A 21,505-nucleotide genomic window follows, 5' to 3' on the forward strand; every position below is an offset into this window, starting at 1 on the left:
TGGCTGGCGCCACGACAGCGCCAGCCAAAGTTATTCAGTGGCCGCTTACCGCATCGAGCAGCTTGACGCCCGGAGCTGGGAGTTCGAGATCGTCTTCAGACTGGCCTGCGGCCGGGATCTCGATCCAACGCTCGGCAGCACCGTCCGGGCATTCCTGCACGACCGGGAAATGGAGCGTTTCGCCAGCCTTCAGATCCTTCGTCAGGTAAACGCGCAGCACGAATTCGTCGTATTCGTCATCACCGAGATTGCCGCCGCTCCAGACGATCTCCTTAACGCCTTCGCTCGTCGGGGTGCCGTAGTAGTCGTAGGACTTCGTATAGGCCCCCTTGACCTTTTCCAGCGCCCAGCCGGCCTTCGGCTGCGGCTTGACCGCAATCACGCCTTCGGGGATCTGCACGCGCACCACATTGGTCGGCTTGCCCTCGCAGCCATGCGGCACCTGGAAGATCGCGCGATAGGTCGAACCAACAGGCGCCTCCTTCAGCTGCAACGAAACATGGGCAAGGGCGGCGCTGGAACCGAGCGCAAGGGCGGCAACGGTTGCAAGTGTTCTTTTCAGCATTGTCAGTCTCCAAGAGAGCCGGTCATCCCTGCCGGCAAAATATGATGGAAAAGGGAAAGGACATAGGATCGCAAGGGCGCACAGCAGGTGGTCCACGCGTGCAGAGATCAGGGCGGGGAAACCCGCATGATGCACGCACACGATGACCCTGCCGGTACGAGGCCAGCGATCAGGCGATCGTCGGGGGACCGCGAGGATGTCCGGGCAGAGCCTCATGCGCCGAAGGCGCGTGGTCGTCATAGCCGTCGAAAATCCGCTGCGAGGGTTGTGCAAGCGGATTGAACAGGATGAGGACAGGGCGATAGGGCGGAACGAGGCCTGCCGCCATGCCGCAGGCCAGCGTGCAGCAATCGGGAGCGAGCGAGCGTTCCTTGCCCGGCGTCGAGGCCGGTTTCTGCTCGTCGAGATGGGTGATGCAGAGCGGGTTGCCATAGGCATCCACCGCCGAACTGCCAGCCGTGGCAGCCTGGGCCAGGGGGCTCAGAAGAACCTGCAACGCCATCAGCACGGCGACGGCGAAAGCCACCCATCCGTTCCGGCGTTGTTGCATGTGCATCGTCATCAAAACCTCTCGCACCGAGGCTTACCAAGCGCGCCGCGTAATGAAAAGGCTCTCGCGCCGCCGAATTGTCGCACTCTTTGCGGCGCAGCAAGCAGCGCCACGATAGCCTTTGCCACATGCGCTCATTTGTTCGGCTGGGCGCAAAGACGGCGCATGCCGATCCTGCAAAATGAGGCCCCTTCCCTCCTTCAAAGGATCAAGCATGCAAACGCTTTCTCTCGAAACCACCGTGACCACCATTGCCGCCGAACTGCCGGGTGCGGCCGAGCTTTTTCGCCGCTCTGCCATCAATTTCTGCTGTGCGGGTGACATCCCTCTGCGCCAAGCGGCCGAAAGGGCCGGCCTTTCGCCAGCGGACCTGCTTGCCGAACTGGAAACGCTCCAGCGGATGGCAGGCCTTGAAGCACCGCAGGAGACCGGGCCGCTCATCGATCACCTTCTGTCGCGCTACCATGAGACCCATCGCCGCGAACTGACCTTCCTGATACCGCTTGCCGAGAAGGTCGAACGTGTTCACGGCGACCATCCCGTCGCTCCGTCCGGGCTGGCCCGCGCACTGGTCGCGCTGCAGGCGGAACTGGAAGACCACATGACGAGCGAGGAGCAAATCCTCTTCCCGCTGATGCGGCAGGGGCAAAATACGCGGATCTCCCGCCCGATCGCGCAAATGCGCCATGAACATGCCGATACCGTCAGGCTTCTTCAGGATATCGAGCATGCAGCCCATGGCATGGCGCTGCCTGAGGGCGCTTGCGGGTCGTGGACGGCGCTCTATACGGGACTGCGCAAGCTCACCGATGATCTCGTCGTGCACATGCATCTGGAGAATGCCGTGCTTTTCCCGCGCTTCGAGACGCTGGAAGCCGCCATCGGTGCCTGAGCGAGAGACTGAAAGCGGCATCCGGATTTTCCGGGTGCCGCTCCGCCACACATTCGTCAGACGAAGACCATCACGACCACATAGCCGACCGCGATCAGGACAAGCCCGGCGATCAGCATCGGCATCAGGCTGCTGCCGTTGATTTCCCTGCCGCTGACCTGCTCGCCGGAAAACACCAGGGGTTTGCGCGGTTCTCTCTTGTTCATGAGAGCCTCTCGTCGTTGCGGGGATCGAATGCCTGGCTAGGCGCTGGCTTCCAGACGCGCGCCTTCAAAATGTCCGAGCATGATCCGGATCTCCTCCGGATCGGACATCAGACAGACCGCGGTTGCGAGCGCATCGGCAATGGCGGCCGACGGCGCCGAGACCGACACGGAACGCCATGCTGATGCCGCCGGCATGCCAGTCGCGGGGTCGAGGATATGGCCGTCGTGGCCTGCCTGATCGAAGGTCGTACCGAGTGGGGCAGAGGTGGCGAGTGCGCGCTGGCGCAGCGACAGGCGTTCGCCCGTCTCCAGGCGTACCGGCCAGTTCCCGCCCTCCGGCTTACCGCCAAGCGCCCGCAGCTCACCCGTATCGATCAGGATATTGCTCAGCCCCTCCGCCTCCAGCAGGGCGGCGACCCGATCGGCAACATAGCCCTGGCCGATACCATTCAATGTCAGCGCCGTGCCGGGTTGCAGGGTGATGGCGGCCGCGTCGAGTTCCACCTTCGCCCAGCCGGTCCCGCGGCGGACCGTCTCGACCGCTTGCGCATCGGGCCTTGTACCGCCTGCCGCCGCTTCGGCCCAGAGCGCCCAGAGCGGCTGCACGGTCGGGTCGAACCGTCCGCCGCTCGCGCGGTGGACGGCACCGGCCAGCGACAGGCAGTCGAGCAATTCGAAAGGCGGGGCGGCAAGATAACCATCGCGGTTCAGGCGAGACAGCGCGCTCTGCGGCCGGTAGAGGCTGAGCATATCTTCCAGCCGGTCGATCTCGGCCATGACGCGGGCGGCGATGGCCTCCTCGTCGGGATGGTCGAGCCGGATCGAGGCGCGCGCGCCCAGCGCCTGCCCCGTCCATTGGCGGGTCGTGCCCGTCATGGAGGCTCGGGCGGCAACGGGCAGGATGGCCAGAGCGGCGGAAATCGTGATCAGGCGGCGTCGGGTGATGGGCATGGGTCAGCCTCCGGCTTTGTTTTGCAGGACGCGCAGGCGGCCGTCGAAATCCGCATCGTCTTCGTCCCCCTGGTCCGCTCCGGCTTCGACCGGCGCGAGAACCATGTCATTGGTGATGTCGGCGAGCGTCAGCACCTGGCCGCCCTCGGCGCGAACGAAATCCTCGGCGCGCTCCCGGCTGGAAAACGGCACCGCCTCCGGCGCGCCCATGCCACCCGCACGCGCTGAACCGAGGACATAGAAGGCTGTGTCGGCGGCGATCCAGTTGCCATCGCCGGGCCGGTCCCAGGCCGCACCCGCCTTGCCCATGTCGTTGACATAGACGGCGAGGATCGGCGCGACCTGCTCGGGGCCGCGCATATAGGCGATGGCGTCGCGCACCTGGCTGAAGAACAGCGGCGCGGCGTTGCCCTCCAGGAAAACCTGCGCCTTCGGCCCGGGATGCTCCAGCAGATTCATCTGACAATAGTGGCCGAGAGTTTCGGGCGTCATATCCTGCGGGGCCGTGGCCTGAACCACCTCCTCCTTGCAGCCGGCAAGCAGAGCGAATGCGCCAACGAACAGGGCCGAACGAAGCGAGATCCTCATGGCGTCACCTTCCGGAAAGCAGCAACCGCAAGCGCGATGGCAGCAAGCGGCCAGACGAAGAGCGAAGCGGCCGATTGCCAGAGTGGAATGGCCCCCGCCGCGCTGCCGATACCGCCGGCCGCTGCAACGGCTTGCGCCGCCGAGAGATTGAAGACGCGGAAGGCATCGGCGGGATTGGCAAGCAGAGCCACGGGCAGCGCCTGCGTGGTGAAGGCACCACCTCCATCCGAGACGATCAGCGCAAGCAGCGCGAGATCGTAGAGCACCACCGCCACGAGCCAGAGCGCGATGGCAAAACCAGCCGCCCCGGACGGCCGGCGCGCCAGGGCCGAGAGCGCATAGCCCGCGCCGAGGAAAGTGGCTCCGAGCAGCACCGAGGACCAGATCAGCCGCCACAAAGATCCCAGCCCCCTGATCGCCTCGGCATCGGACCAGACGGCGACCAGCGCCGCCGCGCCGTAACCGAGCGTGACTGCGAGGGCGAGAATCACGAGATGGGCGAGCAGCTTGCCGAGCAGGATCTGCAGGCGCGAGACAGGATAGGTGAGCAGCAGCGGCAGCGTGCCGCGCTCCACCTCCCCCGCCACCGCATCGAAGCTCATCAGGAGCGCCAGAAGCGGCACGAGATAGACGGCGAGCGAGGTGAGCGAGGCGACCGTTACCGAGAGCCGGTCCACACCGACATCCCCCGTTGGTGCAGCGCCGGCGGCGGCGAGCACCAGCGCGAACAGCACCATCATACCCGTCGCGATGGAGACCCAGCGATTGCGAAAGGCGATGCGGAATTCCGAGATCGCGGTGGCGAGGATGCGGTTCATTGTCCGTCCCTCCGGCTGAAATGGCTGTAGATGTCCTCAAGGCTCGGCGGGATCACATCGAGATCGGCGACATCGCCCCCGAGCGCGGATATGCGGGCCAACAGTGGCAGCTTGTCCGCCTGCGCGCAGGAAAGGCGCAGAAGCCCATCCCCGCTCGCGACCGCTTCCGGAAAAGCCGCCGCCAGCGATGGCTCACGACCGCAAGCAGGGCGCACGAGAAGCGAGACGGGCAGTGATGCGCGAGCCCGCAGATCGGCGAGCGTGCCTTCCGCGACCAGTTCGCCACCAGAAAGAATGAGGATACGATCGGTGCGCGCCTCCACCTCGGTCAGCACGTGGGAGGACAGCAGGATCGCGGTTCCCTCGGCGGCGAGGCCATCGAGAAGATCGTAGAAATCGCGCCGCGATACCGGGTCGAGACCCGAGGTGGGCTCGTCCAGCACGAGGAGACGCGGGCGGCCGATCAGCGTCTGCGCGAGGCCGACGCGCTGGCGCATGCCCTTGGAATAGGTGCCGATGCGTCGGCGCGCCGCCTTCTCCAGCCCGACACGGGCAAGAAGCGCCATGGCCTGCTTCGGATTTTCCCCACGCAGAGCAAGATAGTGGCGAAGCTGCTCTTCTCCGGTTAAAGCCGGGTGGAAGGCGGCATTCTCCGGCAGATAGGCAACGCGCGCGCGCGCCGCCGGCGAACCGGGCGCCATGCCGCAAACCGTGATGTCGCCGCCATCATGGGGGATGAGGCCGAGCACGATCTTCATCAGTGTCGATTTGCCCGCACCGTTGTGGCCGAGCAGCGCCGCGCGCCGCCCCGCTTCCAACGTCAGCGAAACGGCCTTCAGCACCTCCACCTCGCCGAAGCGCTTAGTGAGCCGCGAGATTGTCAGGGTCGGTGTCATCATGATTTCCTTCGGCCCAGCGACCGGCGGCTTCGGCCTCAAAGCCGAGGATTTCGGGCGGGACGGATATGGTAAGCGGCCGCATCAGCGGCGCGCTGTCGCGCACGCCGCCGGGCAGCGTTGCGGGGAAGTCCCGCTGGCTCCAGCGCACGAGCTGCACGGCGGGCGAACCGATGAGCAGGCTTGCCGCCGGCTGCGACCAGAGGATCTGGTCCATCAGATCGTTCGGGCGATAGAAACTGTCGGCGATGCCGTCGCCGTTGAGGTCGAAGGCGGGGTGATCGGACCAGAAATTGCCCCTGCCCTCATGGCTCCATTCCATGTTGCGCGTGCCGACATATTTCACCTGCTCGCGGTTGGCGATGAAGGCATTGCCGGTCAGCACGTTCTTCTCGGACCCGGCGGTGAAATGGATGCCGATACCGCAGCCCTCGAAGCGGTTGTTCCAGATCAGGTTCTTGTGGGCATTGTAGATGAAGAGGCATTTCTTCGTGCCGCCGCGCACCAGATTGCCGGTGACGTCGGCATTGTTGGCATAGTTCAGCATCAGCCCGTGCTCGCGGTCGCCGAGGCTCAAATTGTCGAGGATCTTCGCCTTGTTGGAGAACATGATGGCGAAGCCGAGATGGTTGCCGATCGAGATATTGCCGGAAACCTCGGTGTTGCGGGTGTACATGAAATGCACGGCAAAACGCAGGTCGCGCATGACATTGCCACGGTAGATGCTGTCGGCACTGGCATTGGAGAAGATGCCGTCACGGCCATAGCGGATGACGTTGTTCTCCAGGAGCGTGCCGGGGCTGTTCCAGACATAGATGCCGTTGCCGCGCTCGTTCATGCGCGGGCTGTCGGTCCCGATGATCTCGTTTCCGCTGATGGCGGCATCGTGGCCGCCATGCACGTCGATGCCGTGCATGTTTCCGGTGACGAGCAGCTTTTCAACGCGTGCCCGGTCGGCACCCTCCAGGATTTTCACCCCGGCATCGAGATCCTGGTTGACGCGGCCCGAGCCGGTGACGGTAAAACCCGTCAGGGTCACGTCGGCAGCGGAAATCGTCATCACGCTGCCCCGCCCCTGCCCGTCCACCACCGCGCCACGAGGGCCGGAAATGGTGAGCGACCGGTCGATGACGACGGGGCCGGCATAGACCCCGTCGGCAAGAACGAGCACATCGCCGGGTGCAGCCCCGGCGATGGCGGCTGCGAGGCTGCCCGTACCCGGCGCGACGGCACGCTCCCCCGCCGCAAGCGGCGAAGCGAGTAGTAGGCCGATCAGGAAAACGGACAGCCGCATCGCTCAGGCGCCCTTCGGTTCCACGAACATGCGCCCGCGCATTTCCATGTGCAGCGCATGGCAAAACCACTGGCAATAGTACCAGTAGACGCCTGCATTGGCCGCGACGAAGGTGACCGAACTCGTCATCTGCGGTCCGACCTCCATGGCGACGCCGTGGTTGCCCATGGTGAAGCCGTGCGTCAGGTCGTCGATCTCGTCGAGATTGGTGACGATGACCGTAACCTCGTCACCCTCCTTAACCGTGAAGCTTTCCTGGCTGAAGCTCGGTGCGACCGAGGTCATATAGACGCGCACCTTGTTACCGTCGCGAATGACGGCATCGGTCCACTCGTCGATATTGACGCCGTCCGCCTCGGCCTGTTTGCGGGTTTCGGCCCAGAGCGGATCCTTGCGGTCCCATACCGACTTGATGTTCGGCAGGATCGACGGGGCGACGGCGATCGCGTCGTGCGGCTCGGCGAAGTTCGGGCCGTCATGCACCAGCACCATCTTGTCGCCGGAGATGTCGATCAGCTGGTCGTTCTCCGGCTTCAGCGGACCGACATTCAGGAAGCGGTCCTTGGAGAACTTGCATAGGCATACCAGCCAGTCGTTGGTGGCATCCAGCGTCTCGCCCATCACCGTCTTCAGGTGGCCGGGCTGATACTGAACATCAAGTTTGTCCTTGATCGGGTTGATCTTCTCACCGGCATAGGCCCGGATGGCCTCGTCGATGTTCCACTTCACCACCTGGCTGTCGAGGAAGAGCGACGTATAGGCATTGCCGCGACCGTCGAAGGCGGTATGCAGCGGGCCAAGACCGAGTTCCGGTTCCGCCACCACGGCGCTGCGCGGTTCGGCATTGTCGTAGAAGATCGCGTCGAACTTGGTAACGTCGAGCACCGTGACGGTCGGCGAGAGCTTGCCGGCCACGCACAGGTGCTTCTTGTCCGGTGCCATGTTGCAGCCGTGCGGGTTGTTGGCGATCGGGATGTAGCGGGTGAAGAGCGACTTGGCATCCTTGCGGCCGTCCACGACCTTCACGCCGTTGATCTCTTCATATTGACCGGCGGCGATCGCCTTTTCGATCTCGGCGAGATTGAAGACGACGACATGGTCCATCTCCGACTTGGTCATCTCCTCCAGCGACATGCCCATTTCCGAGTTGTAGCAGGTCGAGAAGGCCCACTTGCCCTCGTAGTCGGCATCGCAATTGTCGAGGTTGCCGGAAACCTTCACCTGCCAGGCGACCTCCCACTTGTCGGCATCGACGGCGGTGAAGATGTTCACATAGGTCGAGACGTCGGTCATGGTCGAGCCGTCGTTGACCAGCGGCGCTTCGTCCTCGCCGTTGCAGAAGACGTAGTTGGAGCGCGGCCATTTCTGCGGGCGCAGGCCGTGGATGCCCTTGGCGTTCGGGATTTCCAGAATGGCGTCGGTCTTCATCACGTCGCAGCGCACGCGCGCCACACGGGTGTTGGCCTTGTCGTTCATGAAGAGATAGCGGCCGTCATACTTGCCCTCGGTGAAGGACATGTGGACGTGGTGAAGATCGCCGTTGTCGTGGATGTGCTTGCCGTTCGCGGCGAGCTGCTTCTTGGTCTTCTCCGTCATCGTGCGCTGGTGGATGCGGATCGATTCATTCGTCTGGCCCCAGCCGGTAGCCGAGCAGCGGTTGAACACCGGAACCCGCATCAGTTCGCGCATCGAGGGGATGCCGAGAATGCGCATCTCGCCCGACTGTCCGGAGGACCAGAAGCCGTAATAGTCGTCCAGCTTGCCGGGCGCGACGGAGCCGTCAGCTCCGGCAGCGGCGCGCGCCGGGGTCGCGAGACCCGCAGCCCCCAGGCCAAGGGCCGCCGGCCCCATCGTGCCGGCAAGAACGGCCGTCCCTGCCGTGGCGCTGAAGAGCGCGCGGCGGCTCAGCCCCTTGTTTTCCTTCGATTCCATGATCGACTCCTTCTTCAGTTAACTTTTGCTGCGGGTTGATGGATCGGTGCACCGCCCGGGCTCGCCGCGAGCTTGGCCCGCGACTTCATCTTCTTGATCACGACGGGGCACATTGTTTCGGACTGGTAGAGAACCTGGCAGTGCAGACAGTTGATGCACTCGTTCGGATTGATCTCGCCGGTCTTGTGGATCGCCTGCACCGGACATTGGATCGCGCAGGTCTGGCAGGGACTTCCGCATTCGTGATAGCGCTTGAGCCAGTCGAACATGCGGATGCGCGCGGGTATGGCGAGTGCGGCGCCGAGCGGGCAGAGGTAGCGGCAATAGAACCGCTCGACGAAGAGCCCGGCGACCAGAAGCGCCACCGCATAGGCCACGAACGGCCAGGCGCGGATGAACTTCAGGATGATCGCGGTCTTGAACGGCTCGATCTCGGCCAGGTGCTCGGCCTGCTCGACGCTCATCAGCGACACGCCGAAAAGGCCGAGGAAGATCATGTATTTGACCGGCCAGAGCCGTTCATGCAGCCCCCAGGGCAAAGTCCATTGCGGGATGCGCAGCTTGCGGGCGATCTGGTTGGTCAGTTCCTGCAGCGCCCCGAAGGGGCAGAGCCAGCCGCAATAGGCGCCGCGCCCCCAGAAGAGCAGTGCGGCGGCAACGGCAAACCACAGGATGAAGGTCAAGGGATCGAGCAGGAACGCCTGCCAGCTGAAGCCGGTGACCAGGCTGCCGAACAGCGCCATCAGGTTGACGACCGAAAGCTGCGCATTGGCATACCAGCCAAGGAACACCAGTGTCACCGTCAGGAAGGCGATGCGGAAGATGTAGAACCCCTTGGCGTTCTTCACCGCATAGGTCTGGAAGAAGAAGACCCCGGTCAGCACCACCAGCATGGCGCCGAGCACGACGATCTTCAGCTTGGAATCCTGCCAGATGCGTTTCCAGAGATCGGCCTGTGCGGCCCCCTCGCCACGGTCGGCGACGGCGACAGCCTCCTTCACCGGCGGCACCACGGCGCGGAGATATTTCTGCGGCAGCTGGTAGCCGAGGTCGAAGGTATGGAAGACCTTCTCGATCGGCCCGACTTCACGCTGCGCCAGAAGCTGGATGCGGAAGGGTTTCGCCGGATCGAAACCGAGACCGGCGGGAATGCGGAATAAATCCATCTCGGTAAATTCAGGCGCGCCGGCAAGCGCGATGCCGCCAAGACGGCGATGGTCGCGGTCGCGGAAGCGCACGGACACGTCATCCTGGATCAGCACGATGCGGTCGAAGATGCCACCGCGCACATAACCCGAGCCCTTGAAGGAATAGAGGCCGCGCGCCATCACGGCGATGGCATTCTCGCCGTCTTTCAGCCAAGCCTTGAGATTGGCGTCTTCGGCCGGGCCGAGCAGCGCACCACCGATTGCCGGAACGGAGACCAGTGCCGCCTGCATGTCGATGAAGGTCGTTTGCGGCGCTTCGGCAATCGCCCGCTCACGCGCCCTTTCGTCGGGGTGTGCGGCGAAGGCAGCATTGACCTGCGCCACGTCGAGCGATAGCCGGCGCAGCGTCCCGTTGCCCTCAGCCTCGGTCCAGTCCGCTGGCGCTGCAGCAGCGGGATCGATCTCGAAACGCGGGCCGGCCTTGTCCGCTTCGGGCGTGAGGCCACCGAGACCAAGAGCGCGTGCAACCTTCAGGCCCGAACGGACGATCGAATCGTCGATCACCATTACCGTCACGGTCGCGCCGGAGATGATGTCGACCTCATGCGCCGTACCGCCCGATTTTGCCTCAGCGACGAGGTCGAGCCCGGCATAGCCGGCCACCAGCGCCTTCACCTTTGCATCGGGAATGCCGATGAGCACGATCGGCTCGGAATGCTTGACCAGCCGCACGCCGATGATCTTCGCATCCGTTCCCACCGCCACGAGGGTGTGGATCGGCTTGCCGGAATAGCCCGTCGTGCCCACGAAATCGGATGTAACGAAGGCCCAGGCAACGGTCTTGCCGGCCTTCAGCACCGGCGCCACTGCGATATCGTCACGCACAGCACCAAAACCATCTGCGCCCTGCACGAGATCGGAAGCAGCCGTGGTCGGCAGATAGTCTTGCAGCACCGTACCGGCATTCGCTGAGAAGGCGAGGCACAGGCTGGCGCAAAAGAAAAAGACAAGGCGGAAGAGTTTCATTCCAGGGCGTTCCCGCAGATCGTTGCAGGAGCATTGGATCTTTCACGCCAAGCGGTCGTTGACTTGCGTCAAACAAGTGGCAACTAGTCAGACCACGTCATTTAATGGTGCAACGCTCGGACACAGATGCTGTGTCATGATGGAATTCCGATTGACGACCGGGCCAAAGCGCGTGGCCTGGTGCTCGTGCTGGGCGACAACCGCCCCGGTTGCCCGCCGCTTGTTATCGACGGCTTCGACGGCATGGTCACAAGCTGGTCGATCGGAACGCCTTGGAATTGGCGCCTAACCGCTCGACCACATCGAGCAAGACCCGGGCGCCGGAAATCATATGATGATCGGCCACGAATTCCGCTTCGTTGTGGCTGATGCCATCCCGGCATGGCACGAAGATCATGGCAGTCGGCGCGACACGATTGACGAAAAGCGCATCGTGAAAAGCACCGGAGACCATTCGGCGGCTCTTGAGACCCAGCCTTTCGCAGCTATTTTCAATGGCCTCGACGATGGATTGTGCAAATCGTCCGGGCGGCATGTCTACGCGCTGTTTTATTGCAAGCTCGCAATCCCATCGTGCACTTGCAGCTTCGCATTCGTCACGAACATGCCGCTCGATCACGGCAAGCGTGGCAGCATCCGGATGACGGATGTCGACCGTGAAGGTAACGCTGTTCGGAATAACGTTGATGGACCCGGGTTCTGCAGCAATACGACCGACCGTCAGCCTCGCGTCCGGGTCCGTTGGCATGATCGCTGATTGGAGACTTGCGATCGCCGCCACCGCCGCACTCATGGGGTCTTTGCGAAATTCAAGCGGGGTGGTGCCGGCATGGGCGGCCTTGCCGGAGAAGGTAACCTCAAGCCATTTCGTACCCTGTACCGCCGTGACGACCCCGATCGGCACATCCTCCCGCTCGAGTATCGGGCCTTGTTCAATATGCAGTTCCACGAATGCGGAAATCGCATGACCAATCGGCCGCATTTTTGCTTCAGGCAGCGCAGCGAGCGTCGTGGCCAGTTCTTCGGCCAGCACAGGGCCGTCCGTTGCATGAATTGATTGCCATTCTGCCAAGGCTCCCGCCCCCGCGAAGGCCATGGAGCCCATGCACCCTGGCGCATAGCGGCTGCCTTCTTCGTTGGTAAAGGCGACAACTTCAACGGCGTGATCGGTCTCGACGCCGGCGTCGGCGAGCGCTTCGAGTGCCTCGAAGGCACTGAGCGTTCCGAGCGCACCGTCGAAGCGACCGCCGTTCGGCTGGCTGTCGAGATGGCTGCCAATGAGGAGCGGCGGCAGGGAGGCATCGCGCCCTTCCCGGCGAATGAACAGATTGGCGATTTCATCCTGGAAGACGGAGAAGCCGCGCGCCAGCGCACGCTCGGCAAGCAGCCGACGGGCCACGCGGTCTTCGACGCCCAGGGCCTGCCGGTTAACGCCACCGGCCGGCGTTGCACCGATCGCCGCAAAATCGGCGACGGACGCAAGAAGGCGCGCGGCGTTGACCTCCGGCTTCATATTCATCGGCCAAGGCCTGCGATGAAACGCTTGACCCGGTCGAGCTCAACCGCATTCCACCAGACGCCATCATATTTGAGAGCGCTTGCGATGATCACGCCGTCGGCGACGGACAGGATATCGTTGGCATTGTCGTGCGTGACGCCGCTGCCCACCAGCGTCGGCAGCGATGCAGCCTCCTTGATCATCCTGATATAACCGAGATCGGCCGCATGGCCGGTGCGCTGGCCGGTGGCGATGACGACATCGGCATCGAAGAATACGAGGTCCTTGACCTGCTCCTCGACCGGCCGATCCGCGACGATGGCATGCGCCCCATGCTTGACGTGGGCATCGGCAAAGATGCGGATGCCACGGGCGCGGAGATGGGCGCGGTAGCGCATCGCCCTTGCCGATTCTCCCTCAACGAAACCCTCGTTGGCGATATAGGCATTGGCCCATTGGTTGACGCGAATGAAGGATGCCGACGAGGCAGACGCGATAGCCAACGCCGGGATCGCCGCATTGGCGAGCACGTTGATGCCGATCGGGCGACCGAGCTCGCGGCGGATACGGTCCGCGATAACGGCCATGTGCGCCGATGTCTCGTGACCGATATCATCGGGCTTGGCAAAGGGCACATCGCCGTGGTTTTCGACGATGACGGCATCGCAGCCGCCCGTGAGATAGGCGCGCGCATCAGACAGACCACGCTCATAGATCGCCTCGACGCCTTCGTCGTCATAACGCGGCGCGCCGGGCAGCGGCATCAGGTGCACCACGCCGATCACCGGTTTGTCGCGCCCGAAAAGCGTCCTCAGCGTATCCTTGTCCTGCCGTCCGATTGGGTTGCTCATGGCGATCACACGTTTTCCAGTTTCAATATATTGGTCAGGGCGGAAAGCTCCGCTCGGGTGGGGAAGGAGGCAAGCGTGCCGATACGGCCGACAGCGAGACCCGCCGCCCGTGTCGCAAGTCTTGCGGCGTCGGAAAGAGAGACGCGCTGCGCGAGAAGCCCCGCCAACGTGCCGGCAAAACAGTCGCCAGCCCCGCTTGCATCCACAGCCTGGCGTTCTTCAGCCCGGATCTGGAGATAAGAGGATGCATCCAGAACAATGGCGCCCTCCGAACCGAGCGTCACGATGACGGTGGCGGCCCCCATCGCCCGCAGGCGGTCGGCGGCACGTTCGGGATCGGTCTCCCCGGTCAAGGCCTCGGCCTCCGGGCGATTGACGATCAGGAGCGATACTGCCGTCAGATCCAGCGCTTCGGCCGGCAGCGGGCTCGGATTGAAAACCGTGAACAGCCCGGCCGCGTGCGCCGCCTTCAGGCATTGTGCCGTCGCATGGAGACCAAGGTTTCCCTGCATCAGCAGCATATCGCCGGCACACCAGGTCGATACGATCGGGCACATCGTCAGCGGATCGAACGCCTCCGCGCAGGCGGCGGCTGTGACGATGACGTTCTCGCCGTGGCGATCGATCAGGATCACCGAGCGGTCGCTGGGCAGGTTCAGGCGTGAGAGGCGCAGGTCGGAAATCTCCGCGGAAAGCAGGTTCTCCATCCCGTCGCCGGCCGCATCCCTTCCGAAAGGCGCCCAGAGCGTGACCGACGCCCCTGTCCGGGCGGCAGCGACGGCCTGGTTTGCCCCCTTGCCGCCCAGGCCTTCACCGGCAGCAGCTGCGTTCAGCGTTTCACCCGGTTGCGGCAACCGCTCCAGGCGAAAGCTCGTATCGACGCAGACATTGCCGACGACGTGGACGGTCATGACCCCGAGACCTTCCCGTTCAGTCCGTTGCCCAGGCGAGCATTTGCTCGAACAGGGTCTTGTAGCCCGGCCATGCGATAAATTCCGGCGGCAGCCAGTGCGGGCCGACATCAGACGTCCAGACGAGCGTACGGCCTTCGCCGTAAGCACCCGTAACGAGCAGCGGCAGCGAACCATATTCCGAGGAAACGGTCATGAGCTGGTTTGCCCCTTCCTTCAGCGTCACTTCGTTGAAGCCGAGCAGATAGGGGAATTCACCGGAAATACCCGAAAGGATCGGATGCGAGGCATCGCCCGAAACAACGGGCGTAAATCCCTCCGGCACTTCGACGCGATCATCGACGGGAAGGCAGGCCACCGGCAGCACCTCTTCGACCGCGGTGTTGCGGAAGCGCGCGCCGCCATTGATGCCCTGGAACGAATAGTAGCCACCGAACATCAGGAGCGCGCCGCCTTGGGCAACGTAATCGCGCAAGAGTTTCAGGCGATTCGGCGTCCGACGCGAGTGGATCCAGGTATCGGGATGCAGAAGGAGCGTGTTGGCGCCGATATCCGAGAGCACGATGGCATCATAGGCCTGAAGACCTTCGAGCGTGCTCGGAAACTCCTTCTGCGCCTCGTGCGCCGGCATGAAGGTGACGTCGAACGGGCTATCCTTCAGAGCCTTCAGCAATTCGTCGGCACCGGTATGGTAGGTCACCGTCGGGAACTGGTCGAAACCCTTGATGTGGGTTGCGGTCGACACCCAGGATTCGCCGGCGAGCAGCACTTTTTTCTTGGTCATGGAAACTCCTTGAACGATGGGCCAGCGCTCAGGCGATGGCGGAGAAGACGGATTTCGGGTTGTCGATCAGCATGTGGTCGATGGCCGTCTGATCGACGCCATGGCGCTTCAGCCGTGGCAGGAAGTGCTTGAGGATGTAGCCGTAACCAAAGCCGCCATAGCGCGTCAGCATGATTTTCAGGAACACATCCTGCGACAAAAGCAGCCGGTCGCCGAAACCCTTGTCGATGAGGGCGGAGATGGCACGGGCATTGTCCTCGTCGGACGGCGACTGGGCGTCCTGATCGGCATAATAGTAGTCCATGCCAATCATGTCGTATTCCAGGAAGGCACCGCGCTTTGCCAAGGCCATCTGGTAATCGAGATCGTTGTGGCTGGGGTTCATGTGGCAAAGGACGGTGTGGCGCAGATCGGCGCCCTCCTCTTCCACCACGTCGAGCACGCGATGCGCCAGACGCTCCCAGCCCGGCAGATGAATGGAGAGCGGCAGACCGGTGATGCGCGATGCCCGCGCCGAAGCGCGCAGCGACTTCTCCTCCTCGGCAGTGAAATGACGGCTGACGCCGACCTCACCGATGATGCCGGCCATGATCTCCGGCTGCGTCTCGCCGCCGCCGACGTCATCGACGATGAACTGCGTGACCGCATCGACGTCCATGGCTTTCAGCCAGTCGGGATGGGTGTGCTCCAGATAGAATCCGGTGCCCATGATGATCCGCAGCCCCGACATGCGCGCGATGCGGGCAAGTCCTGCCGCATCGCGGCCGATGCCGAAATTGGTCGTTTCGACCACGGTGCAACCGCCCAGCGCCTGGAACCGCTTGAGCTCCCCAAGCGCCAGGTCTCCATCGTCCAGCGAGACATTGTCCCGGTTCATATAGGGGTTCATGCGCAACTCGCCGATGATCTCGATCGAGACCTTCTGCTCGGCGATCGCCTTTTCGTCCGGATGGCAGGGGCAGATCCAGCTGGTCGCACCATCGAGGAAGATGTGCTCGTGCATCAGCGTGACGCCGAGATCCTCCACCGGAACGGGGCCGGTGACGGTCATGGCGGCGCCGGTGTTCACCCCAATGGGGTGGCGTTCTTTCGGCGCGTCCTTGAAGAGATCATCGAGCATTGTCAGCGCCCCTTTGCGCCGCCGCGGAACAGACGGAAATTCAGCCAGATTGCGACGAGGATAATGAAGCCGGTGACGATCGGCGTGAAGAAGGGCGACAGATGCGAGAGGATGAGGCCATTTGCGAGCACCGCAACGGTGAGCGCGCCAAGAACGGTCCCCACAAGAGAGCCACGTCCGCCGAAAAGGCTGGTGCCGCCAAGCACGACGGCCGCGATGACGTCGAGTTCGAAGCCCTGTCCCGCATTCGACGAGCCGGAACCGAGACGGGCGGAGAGGATGACGCCGGCTGCTGCTGCAGCCATACCCGAGAGCACATAGACCCAAAGAGTGATCCGGCGCGTGTTGACGCCTGCCCGCCGTGTCGCCTCGGCGTTGGCGCCGACACCCGTGACGTAGCGGCCGAAATGGGTTTCGTTGAACGCAATGTAGGCGACGGCGAGAATGACGATGGCGATCAGCGCCGGAGCGGGAATACCGAATACCCAGGCGCGGCCGAGCGCCACGAAGGGGCTCGTCGGCTCGATCGGGATCGAATATCCACCGGTGATGAGCAGCGCGAAGCCGCGGATCACGGAAAGGCCGGCGAGCGTGACGATGAAGGCGGGGATGCGTTCATAGGCGATGAAGTAACCCTGAATAACACCCACAATGCCGCCGAGCAGCAGCATCAGCACGATAGCCAGCGGCCAGGGAACACCGGCCTGGAGCGCTGCCGCCGAAAGCGTGGCCGTCAAGGCGAGAACGGACCCGACCGAGAGATCGATGCCGCCTGTCGTGATCACGAAGGTCATGGCGGCTGCAACAATGAGCAAGGGGGCCGACTGTCTGATGACGTTGAGAAGGTTCGGTGCGGTCAGGAAGGCATCGGTCGTCACCGCAAAGAACAGGCAACAGGCGACGAAGAACAGCGCGATCGACATGACACCGCCATTGGCCACGACCTTGTCGAGGATGGTCGCCTCGCGCATGCGGGGCGGGTGGCTGGCATAGGCGTTGGGTTCGGAACTCATGATGAGACGCCTTTTTCCCGGTTGTGACCTGCGGACCGGGCGGCAAATTTTCGCCCGACGATGAGATTGACGACGTCTTCGATATTCGTGTCCTCGATCCGGCGCTCGGCGACATTGCGCCCCTCATACATCACCTGGATGCGGTCGCAGACGAGGAAGAGGTCCTGCAGACGGTGCGTGATCAGGATGACCGACACGCCGCGTTGCGAGACGGTGCGGATGAGTTCGAGCACCGCTTCCACCTCGGCGACGGCGAGTGCCGCGGTCGGCTCGTCCATGATCAGCACGGAAGGATTGAAGGATGCGGCGCGGCCGATGGCGATGGACTGGCGCTGGCCGCCCGAAAGATTTTCCACCTTCATGCGCGTGTCGGGAATGACGATGCCGAGATTGGAGAGCATGTCGCGCGCCCGCTCGTGCATCAGCTTTTTGTCGAGCATCGGCACGCCGGCTATCCGCCGTTTCGGCTCGCGACCGAGGAAGAGATTGCCGGCGACATCGATCGTGTCGCAGAGCGCCAAATCCTGATAGACCATCTCGATCCGCGCTGCGCGCGCATCCGCCGGCGAGGTGAAGGCAACCTCCCTGCCATCGATCTCGATGGTTCCGGCATCCGGGATCACCGCGCCGGAGAGAACCTTGCTGATGGTAGACTTGCCGGCGCCGTTGTCGCCCACGAGGCCGAGGACTTCCCCGGGCTTCAGATCGAGTGAGGCGTTGTCGAGCGATTGTAGAGCGCCATAGCGCTTCGAAATGCCGGTCATGCGGACGCGGCTGACTTGCGTGTCGGTCATATTCAATGCCCTTGCTGGAAATCCGGCCGCCCAGCCTGATCGTCAGGCCGGGCGGCGGCGGCAGTTCGGCTTACTTGAACATTTCACGATACTGATCGACATTCGCCTTGGTAACGATGGTGACCGGCACATTGATGATCGGCTCGATCTTTTCGCCCTTCTTGAGCTTGACGAGCGCCTCGACCGCGGCCTTGCCCTCACCGGCAGGATCCTGCTGGATCACAGCCGTAACGAAGCCCTGGTCGATACCATCGATGGCGGATTTCGTCAGATCCCAGCCGAAGACCTTGATGCTATCACCGCGGCCCTGGCTGGCAACGGCGGATACCGCACCGAGCAACGCCGGTTCACCGGTCGCGTAGAGTGCCGTCATGTCGGGGTTGGCAGTCATCAGGTTTTCAGCCGCCGACAGCGCGACGTCCTGGACGTTCTGGCCATCAACGGTGTTGAGGAACTCGACCTTCTGGCCGCCCTCACCCACGGCAGCCTTGAAGCCATCGAGACGCTGGTTCTGGATGAAGGAGTTCAGCGCACCCACGACGCCGACCTTGGCCGCACCACCCATGTCGCTCTTCACATAGTCGGAGAAGAACTTGCCGATCTCGCCACCGGCTGCAGTGTTGTCGACACCGACGAATGCGACGTTGTCGCCTTCCGGAATCTGTGCATCAATGGCGATGACTGGAATGCCGGCATTCTTGGCAGCGGTGATGGCCGGCTTCACGCCGTTGACATCGATGGCAACCAGAATGATGCCGTCGACTTTCTGCGTGATGTAGGTTTCGATCGCATCGTTCTGCGCTGCGGGCACATTGTTGGCGTTGAAGATGACGAGATCGGCGCCTGCAGCTTTGGCGGCAGCATTGGCGCCATCATTGATCTGGTTGAAGAAGAGTGCCTGCTGGTTGATGGTGACGAGGGCGAATGTATCGGCAAAGGCGCTGGAAACGCCCATGGAAAGCGTCATGGCTGCGGCTGCAGCGCAGCCGAGAAGATATTTGGTCCGACCCATTTTCAGGTTCCCCTTGTTAGAAGCCGCGAGCGGCAACTGAATTTACAAGAGGCATTATTCAAGTGACTTGAATTCTTGTCAAGTCACTTGAATATCAACAACCGCAAAAGTTAAATCGGAAATTTTCCTGAACAAAATCAGAATGTTGCCGGGGTATTTACCCAGAAAATCGAGGCGCGCTGGTTTCCGACATTGCGGTACCAATGGGCCAGTTCAGAATTGAAAACGAAACTGTCTCCGGCGGACAGGCGAAAGGTCTTGTCGCCGATCATCAGTTCGATCTCGCCGACGAGCACGTAGCCCACTTCTTCGCCGACATGCTGGATCGGCCCGGCGCTCTCCCCGCCCACATCGATATGATGAATGTTGCACTGAAGCAGGTGACCCTGCGAATAGGGGATGATGCGCTCAAGCGATATACCCTCGCCGCGGCGCAGCGGATCGAGCGAGATCAGCGGTCGCGTTCCGGCGCGAAATACCACGCCCTCGTCAGCATCCGTCTCCTCGAACATCCAGCCGATATTGGAATCCAGCGCCCGCACCAGCCGGTGCAGCATGGGCAATGACGGCGAAGCCTTGCCGTTCTCGATCTTCGACAGCAGGCTTTCGGAACAATCCGCAGCCAGCGCCAGGGCTTTCAACGTCAAGCCGCGCGTCTGCCGCGCAAGCTTTAGACGTGCGCCAAGCCGCACCGGGTTCGACTGGATCTTATCCTCCCGACTGCTTTCAGACGGCAAAGGTGGCTTGACGATATTCATATGAGAGGCATCGCATTAATCGGTGCCACAATCATAAATCCTTCACTCAAGCACTGTCTAGCTGCGACTCTTGTGGCAAGCAAAGCTACGCATACCCGGGATATTCTCGGCAACAACATCCCCGTGGCAAACAATCAAATAGGCGCCGTGCTCCCCTTTTTGAACACGGCGCCCTGTATGCGGCAATACTCGTCTCACTCGTCGCGTTGGCGGCCACCGAGAGCGGCGGCGGCCGAAGCCACGAAGGCGCCGATCAGCAATGACAGGGCGCCGAGCAGCGCCACCGTCGCGGCGGACTTTCGAGCGTCATCGGCAGCCTTGAGGGCTGCGTTCTTCGCATCCTCGATCTGCTGTAGTACCTGGTCCACGCGTGCACGGGCCTCTCCCGCAGGGATATTGGCACGGGAAGCCACGATCGTGGCGATATAGGCACGATCCGCTTCAACGACCTCCCCCTTGGCCGCGCCCTGCACGAGGATGCGAGAGACTTCCGCGGCAGCGGCCGCATCGTCAGATTGTGCCCTCGCCGCCCCATCCTGTGGACGGAGGAGCATGTCCGTAAAGTATCCGGTGGCAGGATCAGGCGCCGCGTCGCTTCCCGCAGCCGTTGCAGCGGCGCCGACGGTTGCGGTCGTCGCGACGGATGATGCCACCTGCGCGCCGCCGCCGAGCAGCGAGGAGAAGGCCGAGCCGGCCAGCCCAGCCACGACGACCGTCGCCAGCGCCCAACTCAAGAAGCCGTGCGCGGTATCGCGAAAGAACACTTCATCGGTATGAACACCGGCCCATTTTGTGCGCAGCCGTCCCGTCAGGTAGCCGCCAAGCGCCGAGGAAAGCCATTGCACGATGACGAACCAGATCGCCGCCGTCACGCTGACGGTCGTGAAGGAGGCGCTTTCACCGCCCCAGGGCGAGACCATGGTGAGCCCCACACCGGAGCCGAGAAGAAGGAGGATAAGGCTGATCGCGCAGGCGGCTGCCGCGCCACCGATAATCGGCCCCCAGCTCAAAGCGGGGACATTGGATTCAACGCCGACGTCGGAGACGCCCGTCGTGTAGTTGGCCATAGCCGCCTCCTATCGCATGAACAGGACAAGCAGGATGACGATCGGCAGGGGAATGCCCAGGAGCCAGAGAAGAATACCGCGACCCATTTGAAATCTCCTTCATGTCGTGAACGCGTCGTGCGCGTAAAAACAACAACTTCGGCCACGATCCGATGTTCCATGCCTTGCTCCGCCATCGTTTTAAGCCCACCGCCAATCTTGAATCCGACGCGCCACCTCACCCCGATGAAGAGGTCTACGGCGTGACCCTGCGGCGGCCGATCGGATTCTGTCGTCCTATAACGCGCGCCCATCGACGCACGCTGCCCGTCCTTTTCGGACGATGGAACATCGGCAGGGCCGGCGGGTTAGCATCGAAAAGGAGATGCGACATGGGTATCAGCAAACCACGGGACGGTGCGCCCGGCACAACCGACCAATCCCCCCGCTGGGAAGGCCCTGAGGAGAGCCGGCCCCGCGGCTACCTTCCGGCCAAGGACGATCCGGACACGACGCGGGACGCGGTTGGCGAGACCAACACAGACCCGGAGCGCAACCGCCCGTCCGACGCCTTGAAGACAAAGGAGCACGGCGATGGAGAATAAGTGCGAAAAAAGCGGCGCATTTGCGCCCTCTCAGGCGAACCGCAAGGCCGATGGCGTCGCAAGCGCCAAGCCGACCGTCATCACCGGCTCGGAGGATGCCACGATCAATCGTGATCCGCCCGGCAAGAAATCTCAAAAGGACTGGGATGTGGGGTTCGACGACAAAGAGCCCGATCGGTCATGAGAAAAAGCGAGCAATCATGAAAAACAATCCGGCACATCTCGGGAACACCGCTGGCGATCGACC

General features: G+C 62.9%; 23 protein-coding genes. 3 read left to right on the forward strand and 20 right to left on the reverse strand.

What is annotated here, in order from left to right:
- Positions 1 to 34: 34 nt before the first annotated feature.
- Together MUU55_RS22725 and MUU55_RS22730 are read right to left on the reverse strand one after the other, a co-directional pair.
- Positions 35 to 565, reverse strand: coding sequence for a YcnI family copper-binding membrane protein (locus MUU55_RS22725; protein WP_244763054.1), 531 nt, complete (start codon positions 563 to 565; stop codon positions 35 to 37).
- 169 nt (positions 566 to 734) lie between these two features.
- Complete coding sequence (locus tag MUU55_RS22730) at positions 735 to 1,127, reverse strand: hypothetical protein (protein ID WP_244763055.1); 393 nt, start codon at positions 1,125 to 1,127, stop codon at positions 735 to 737.
- A gap of 202 nt (positions 1,128 to 1,329) precedes the next feature.
- On the opposite strand from MUU55_RS22730, the gene ric reads away from it, so the two are divergent.
- The gene (gene ric / locus MUU55_RS22735; RefSeq protein WP_244763056.1) at positions 1,330 to 2,007 is read left to right on the forward strand and encodes an iron-sulfur cluster repair di-iron protein; all 678 of its coding nucleotides are present in this window, start codon (positions 1,330 to 1,332) and stop codon (positions 2,005 to 2,007) included.
- Positions 2,008 to 2,063: 56 nt separating this feature from the next.
- Here ric and MUU55_RS22740 read toward each other — a convergent pair whose 3' ends face one another.
- From MUU55_RS22740 to MUU55_RS22825, 18 genes are all read right to left on the reverse strand, one after another.
- Positions 2,064 to 2,213 (reverse strand): hypothetical protein, encoded by a 150-nt coding sequence (locus MUU55_RS22740; protein WP_244763057.1) that lies wholly within the window; start codon positions 2,211 to 2,213, stop codon positions 2,064 to 2,066.
- A 36-nt stretch (positions 2,214 to 2,249) separates the two neighbouring features.
- Positions 2,250 to 3,164 carry an FAD:protein FMN transferase gene (locus MUU55_RS22745; RefSeq protein ID WP_244763058.1) on the reverse strand — a complete coding sequence of 305 codons (915 nt, stop codon included), beginning with the start codon at positions 3,162 to 3,164 and terminating at the stop codon, positions 2,250 to 2,252.
- Positions 3,165 to 3,167: 3 nt separating this feature from the next.
- Positions 3,168 to 3,752, reverse strand: a complete 585-nt coding sequence (locus tag MUU55_RS22750; protein WP_244763059.1) for a nitrous oxide reductase accessory protein NosL — start codon at positions 3,750 to 3,752, stop codon at positions 3,168 to 3,170.
- Entirely contained in the window at positions 3,749 to 4,570 is an 822-nt protein-coding gene (locus tag MUU55_RS22755) for an ABC transporter permease (protein WP_244763060.1), read from the reverse strand. Before MUU55_RS22755 ends, MUU55_RS22750 begins: the two co-directional genes overlap by 4 nt.
- Positions 4,567 to 5,469, reverse strand: a complete 903-nt coding sequence (locus MUU55_RS22760; RefSeq protein WP_342346068.1) for an ABC transporter ATP-binding protein — start codon at positions 5,467 to 5,469, stop codon at positions 4,567 to 4,569. The genes MUU55_RS22755 and MUU55_RS22760 overlap by 4 nt, the downstream gene beginning before the upstream one ends.
- Positions 5,432 to 6,760, reverse strand: a complete 1,329-nt coding sequence (locus MUU55_RS22765) for a nitrous oxide reductase family maturation protein NosD (protein ID WP_244763061.1) — start codon at positions 6,758 to 6,760, stop codon at positions 5,432 to 5,434. Before MUU55_RS22765 ends, MUU55_RS22760 begins: the two co-directional genes overlap by 38 nt.
- Before the next feature lie 3 nt (positions 6,761 to 6,763).
- Positions 6,764 to 8,692 (reverse strand): TAT-dependent nitrous-oxide reductase, encoded by a 1,929-nt coding sequence (gene nosZ, locus MUU55_RS22770; protein ID WP_244763062.1) that lies wholly within the window; start codon positions 8,690 to 8,692, stop codon positions 6,764 to 6,766.
- 14 nt (positions 8,693 to 8,706) lie between these two features.
- The gene (locus MUU55_RS22775) at positions 8,707 to 10,866 is read right to left on the reverse strand and encodes a NosR/NirI family protein (RefSeq protein ID WP_244763063.1); all 2,160 of its coding nucleotides are present in this window, start codon (positions 10,864 to 10,866) and stop codon (positions 8,707 to 8,709) included.
- 247 nt (positions 10,867 to 11,113) lie between these two features.
- Entirely contained in the window at positions 11,114 to 12,385 is a 1,272-nt protein-coding gene (locus MUU55_RS22780) for a Zn-dependent hydrolase (protein ID WP_244763064.1), read from the reverse strand.
- A complete protein-coding gene (locus MUU55_RS22785; RefSeq protein ID WP_244763065.1) occupies positions 12,382 to 13,215 on the reverse strand; it encodes a BtpA/SgcQ family protein in 834 nt (277 codons plus the stop codon). The genes MUU55_RS22780 and MUU55_RS22785 overlap by 4 nt, the downstream gene beginning before the upstream one ends.
- A 5-nt stretch (positions 13,216 to 13,220) precedes the next feature.
- Positions 13,221 to 14,126 carry a ribokinase gene (locus MUU55_RS22790; RefSeq protein WP_244763066.1) on the reverse strand — a complete coding sequence of 302 codons (906 nt, stop codon included), beginning with the start codon at positions 14,124 to 14,126 and terminating at the stop codon, positions 13,221 to 13,223.
- A 19-nt stretch (positions 14,127 to 14,145) separates the two neighbouring features.
- Positions 14,146 to 14,910: a glutamine amidotransferase gene (locus MUU55_RS22795; protein ID WP_244763067.1), complete on the reverse strand. Its 765-nt coding sequence runs from the start codon at positions 14,908 to 14,910 to the stop codon at positions 14,146 to 14,148.
- Between the two features lie 28 nt (positions 14,911 to 14,938).
- Positions 14,939 to 16,030, reverse strand: a complete 1,092-nt coding sequence (locus tag MUU55_RS22800) for a phosphotriesterase family protein (RefSeq protein WP_244763068.1) — start codon at positions 16,028 to 16,030, stop codon at positions 14,939 to 14,941.
- 2 nt (positions 16,031 to 16,032) lie between these two features.
- On the reverse strand, positions 16,033 to 17,001 hold the full coding sequence (locus tag MUU55_RS22805; RefSeq protein ID WP_244763146.1) for an ABC transporter permease: 969 nt from the start codon (positions 16,999 to 17,001) through the stop codon (positions 16,033 to 16,035).
- Between the two features lie 38 nt (positions 17,002 to 17,039).
- On the reverse strand, positions 17,040 to 17,837 hold the full coding sequence (locus tag MUU55_RS22810) for an ATP-binding cassette domain-containing protein (protein WP_244763069.1): 798 nt from the start codon (positions 17,835 to 17,837) through the stop codon (positions 17,040 to 17,042).
- Between the two features lie 70 nt (positions 17,838 to 17,907).
- Positions 17,908 to 18,849 (reverse strand): ABC transporter substrate-binding protein, encoded by a 942-nt coding sequence (locus MUU55_RS22815; RefSeq protein ID WP_244763070.1) that lies wholly within the window; start codon positions 18,847 to 18,849, stop codon positions 17,908 to 17,910.
- A 137-nt stretch (positions 18,850 to 18,986) separates the two neighbouring features.
- Positions 18,987 to 19,607 carry a cupin domain-containing protein gene (locus MUU55_RS22820; RefSeq protein WP_280519068.1) on the reverse strand — a complete coding sequence of 207 codons (621 nt, stop codon included), beginning with the start codon at positions 19,605 to 19,607 and terminating at the stop codon, positions 18,987 to 18,989.
- A gap of 194 nt (positions 19,608 to 19,801) precedes the next feature.
- Entirely contained in the window at positions 19,802 to 20,674 is an 873-nt protein-coding gene (locus tag MUU55_RS22825) for a hypothetical protein (RefSeq protein WP_244763072.1), read from the reverse strand.
- 371 nt (positions 20,675 to 21,045) lie between these two features.
- Here MUU55_RS22825 and MUU55_RS22830 point away from each other — a divergent pair, with 371 nt between their 5' ends.
- Together MUU55_RS22830 and MUU55_RS22835 are read left to right on the forward strand one after the other, a co-directional pair.
- The gene (locus tag MUU55_RS22830) at positions 21,046 to 21,258 is read left to right on the forward strand and encodes a hypothetical protein (RefSeq protein ID WP_244763073.1); all 213 of its coding nucleotides are present in this window, start codon (positions 21,046 to 21,048) and stop codon (positions 21,256 to 21,258) included.
- Positions 21,248 to 21,442, forward strand: coding sequence for a hypothetical protein (locus MUU55_RS22835; protein ID WP_244763074.1), 195 nt, complete (start codon positions 21,248 to 21,250; stop codon positions 21,440 to 21,442). Before MUU55_RS22830 ends, MUU55_RS22835 begins: the two co-directional genes overlap by 11 nt.
- Positions 21,443 to 21,505 lie beyond the last annotated feature (63 nt).

Origin of the sequence: Shinella curvata, from assembly GCF_022899935.1 — a bacterium.
GTDB lineage: Bacteria > Pseudomonadota > Alphaproteobacteria > Rhizobiales > Rhizobiaceae > Shinella > Shinella curvata.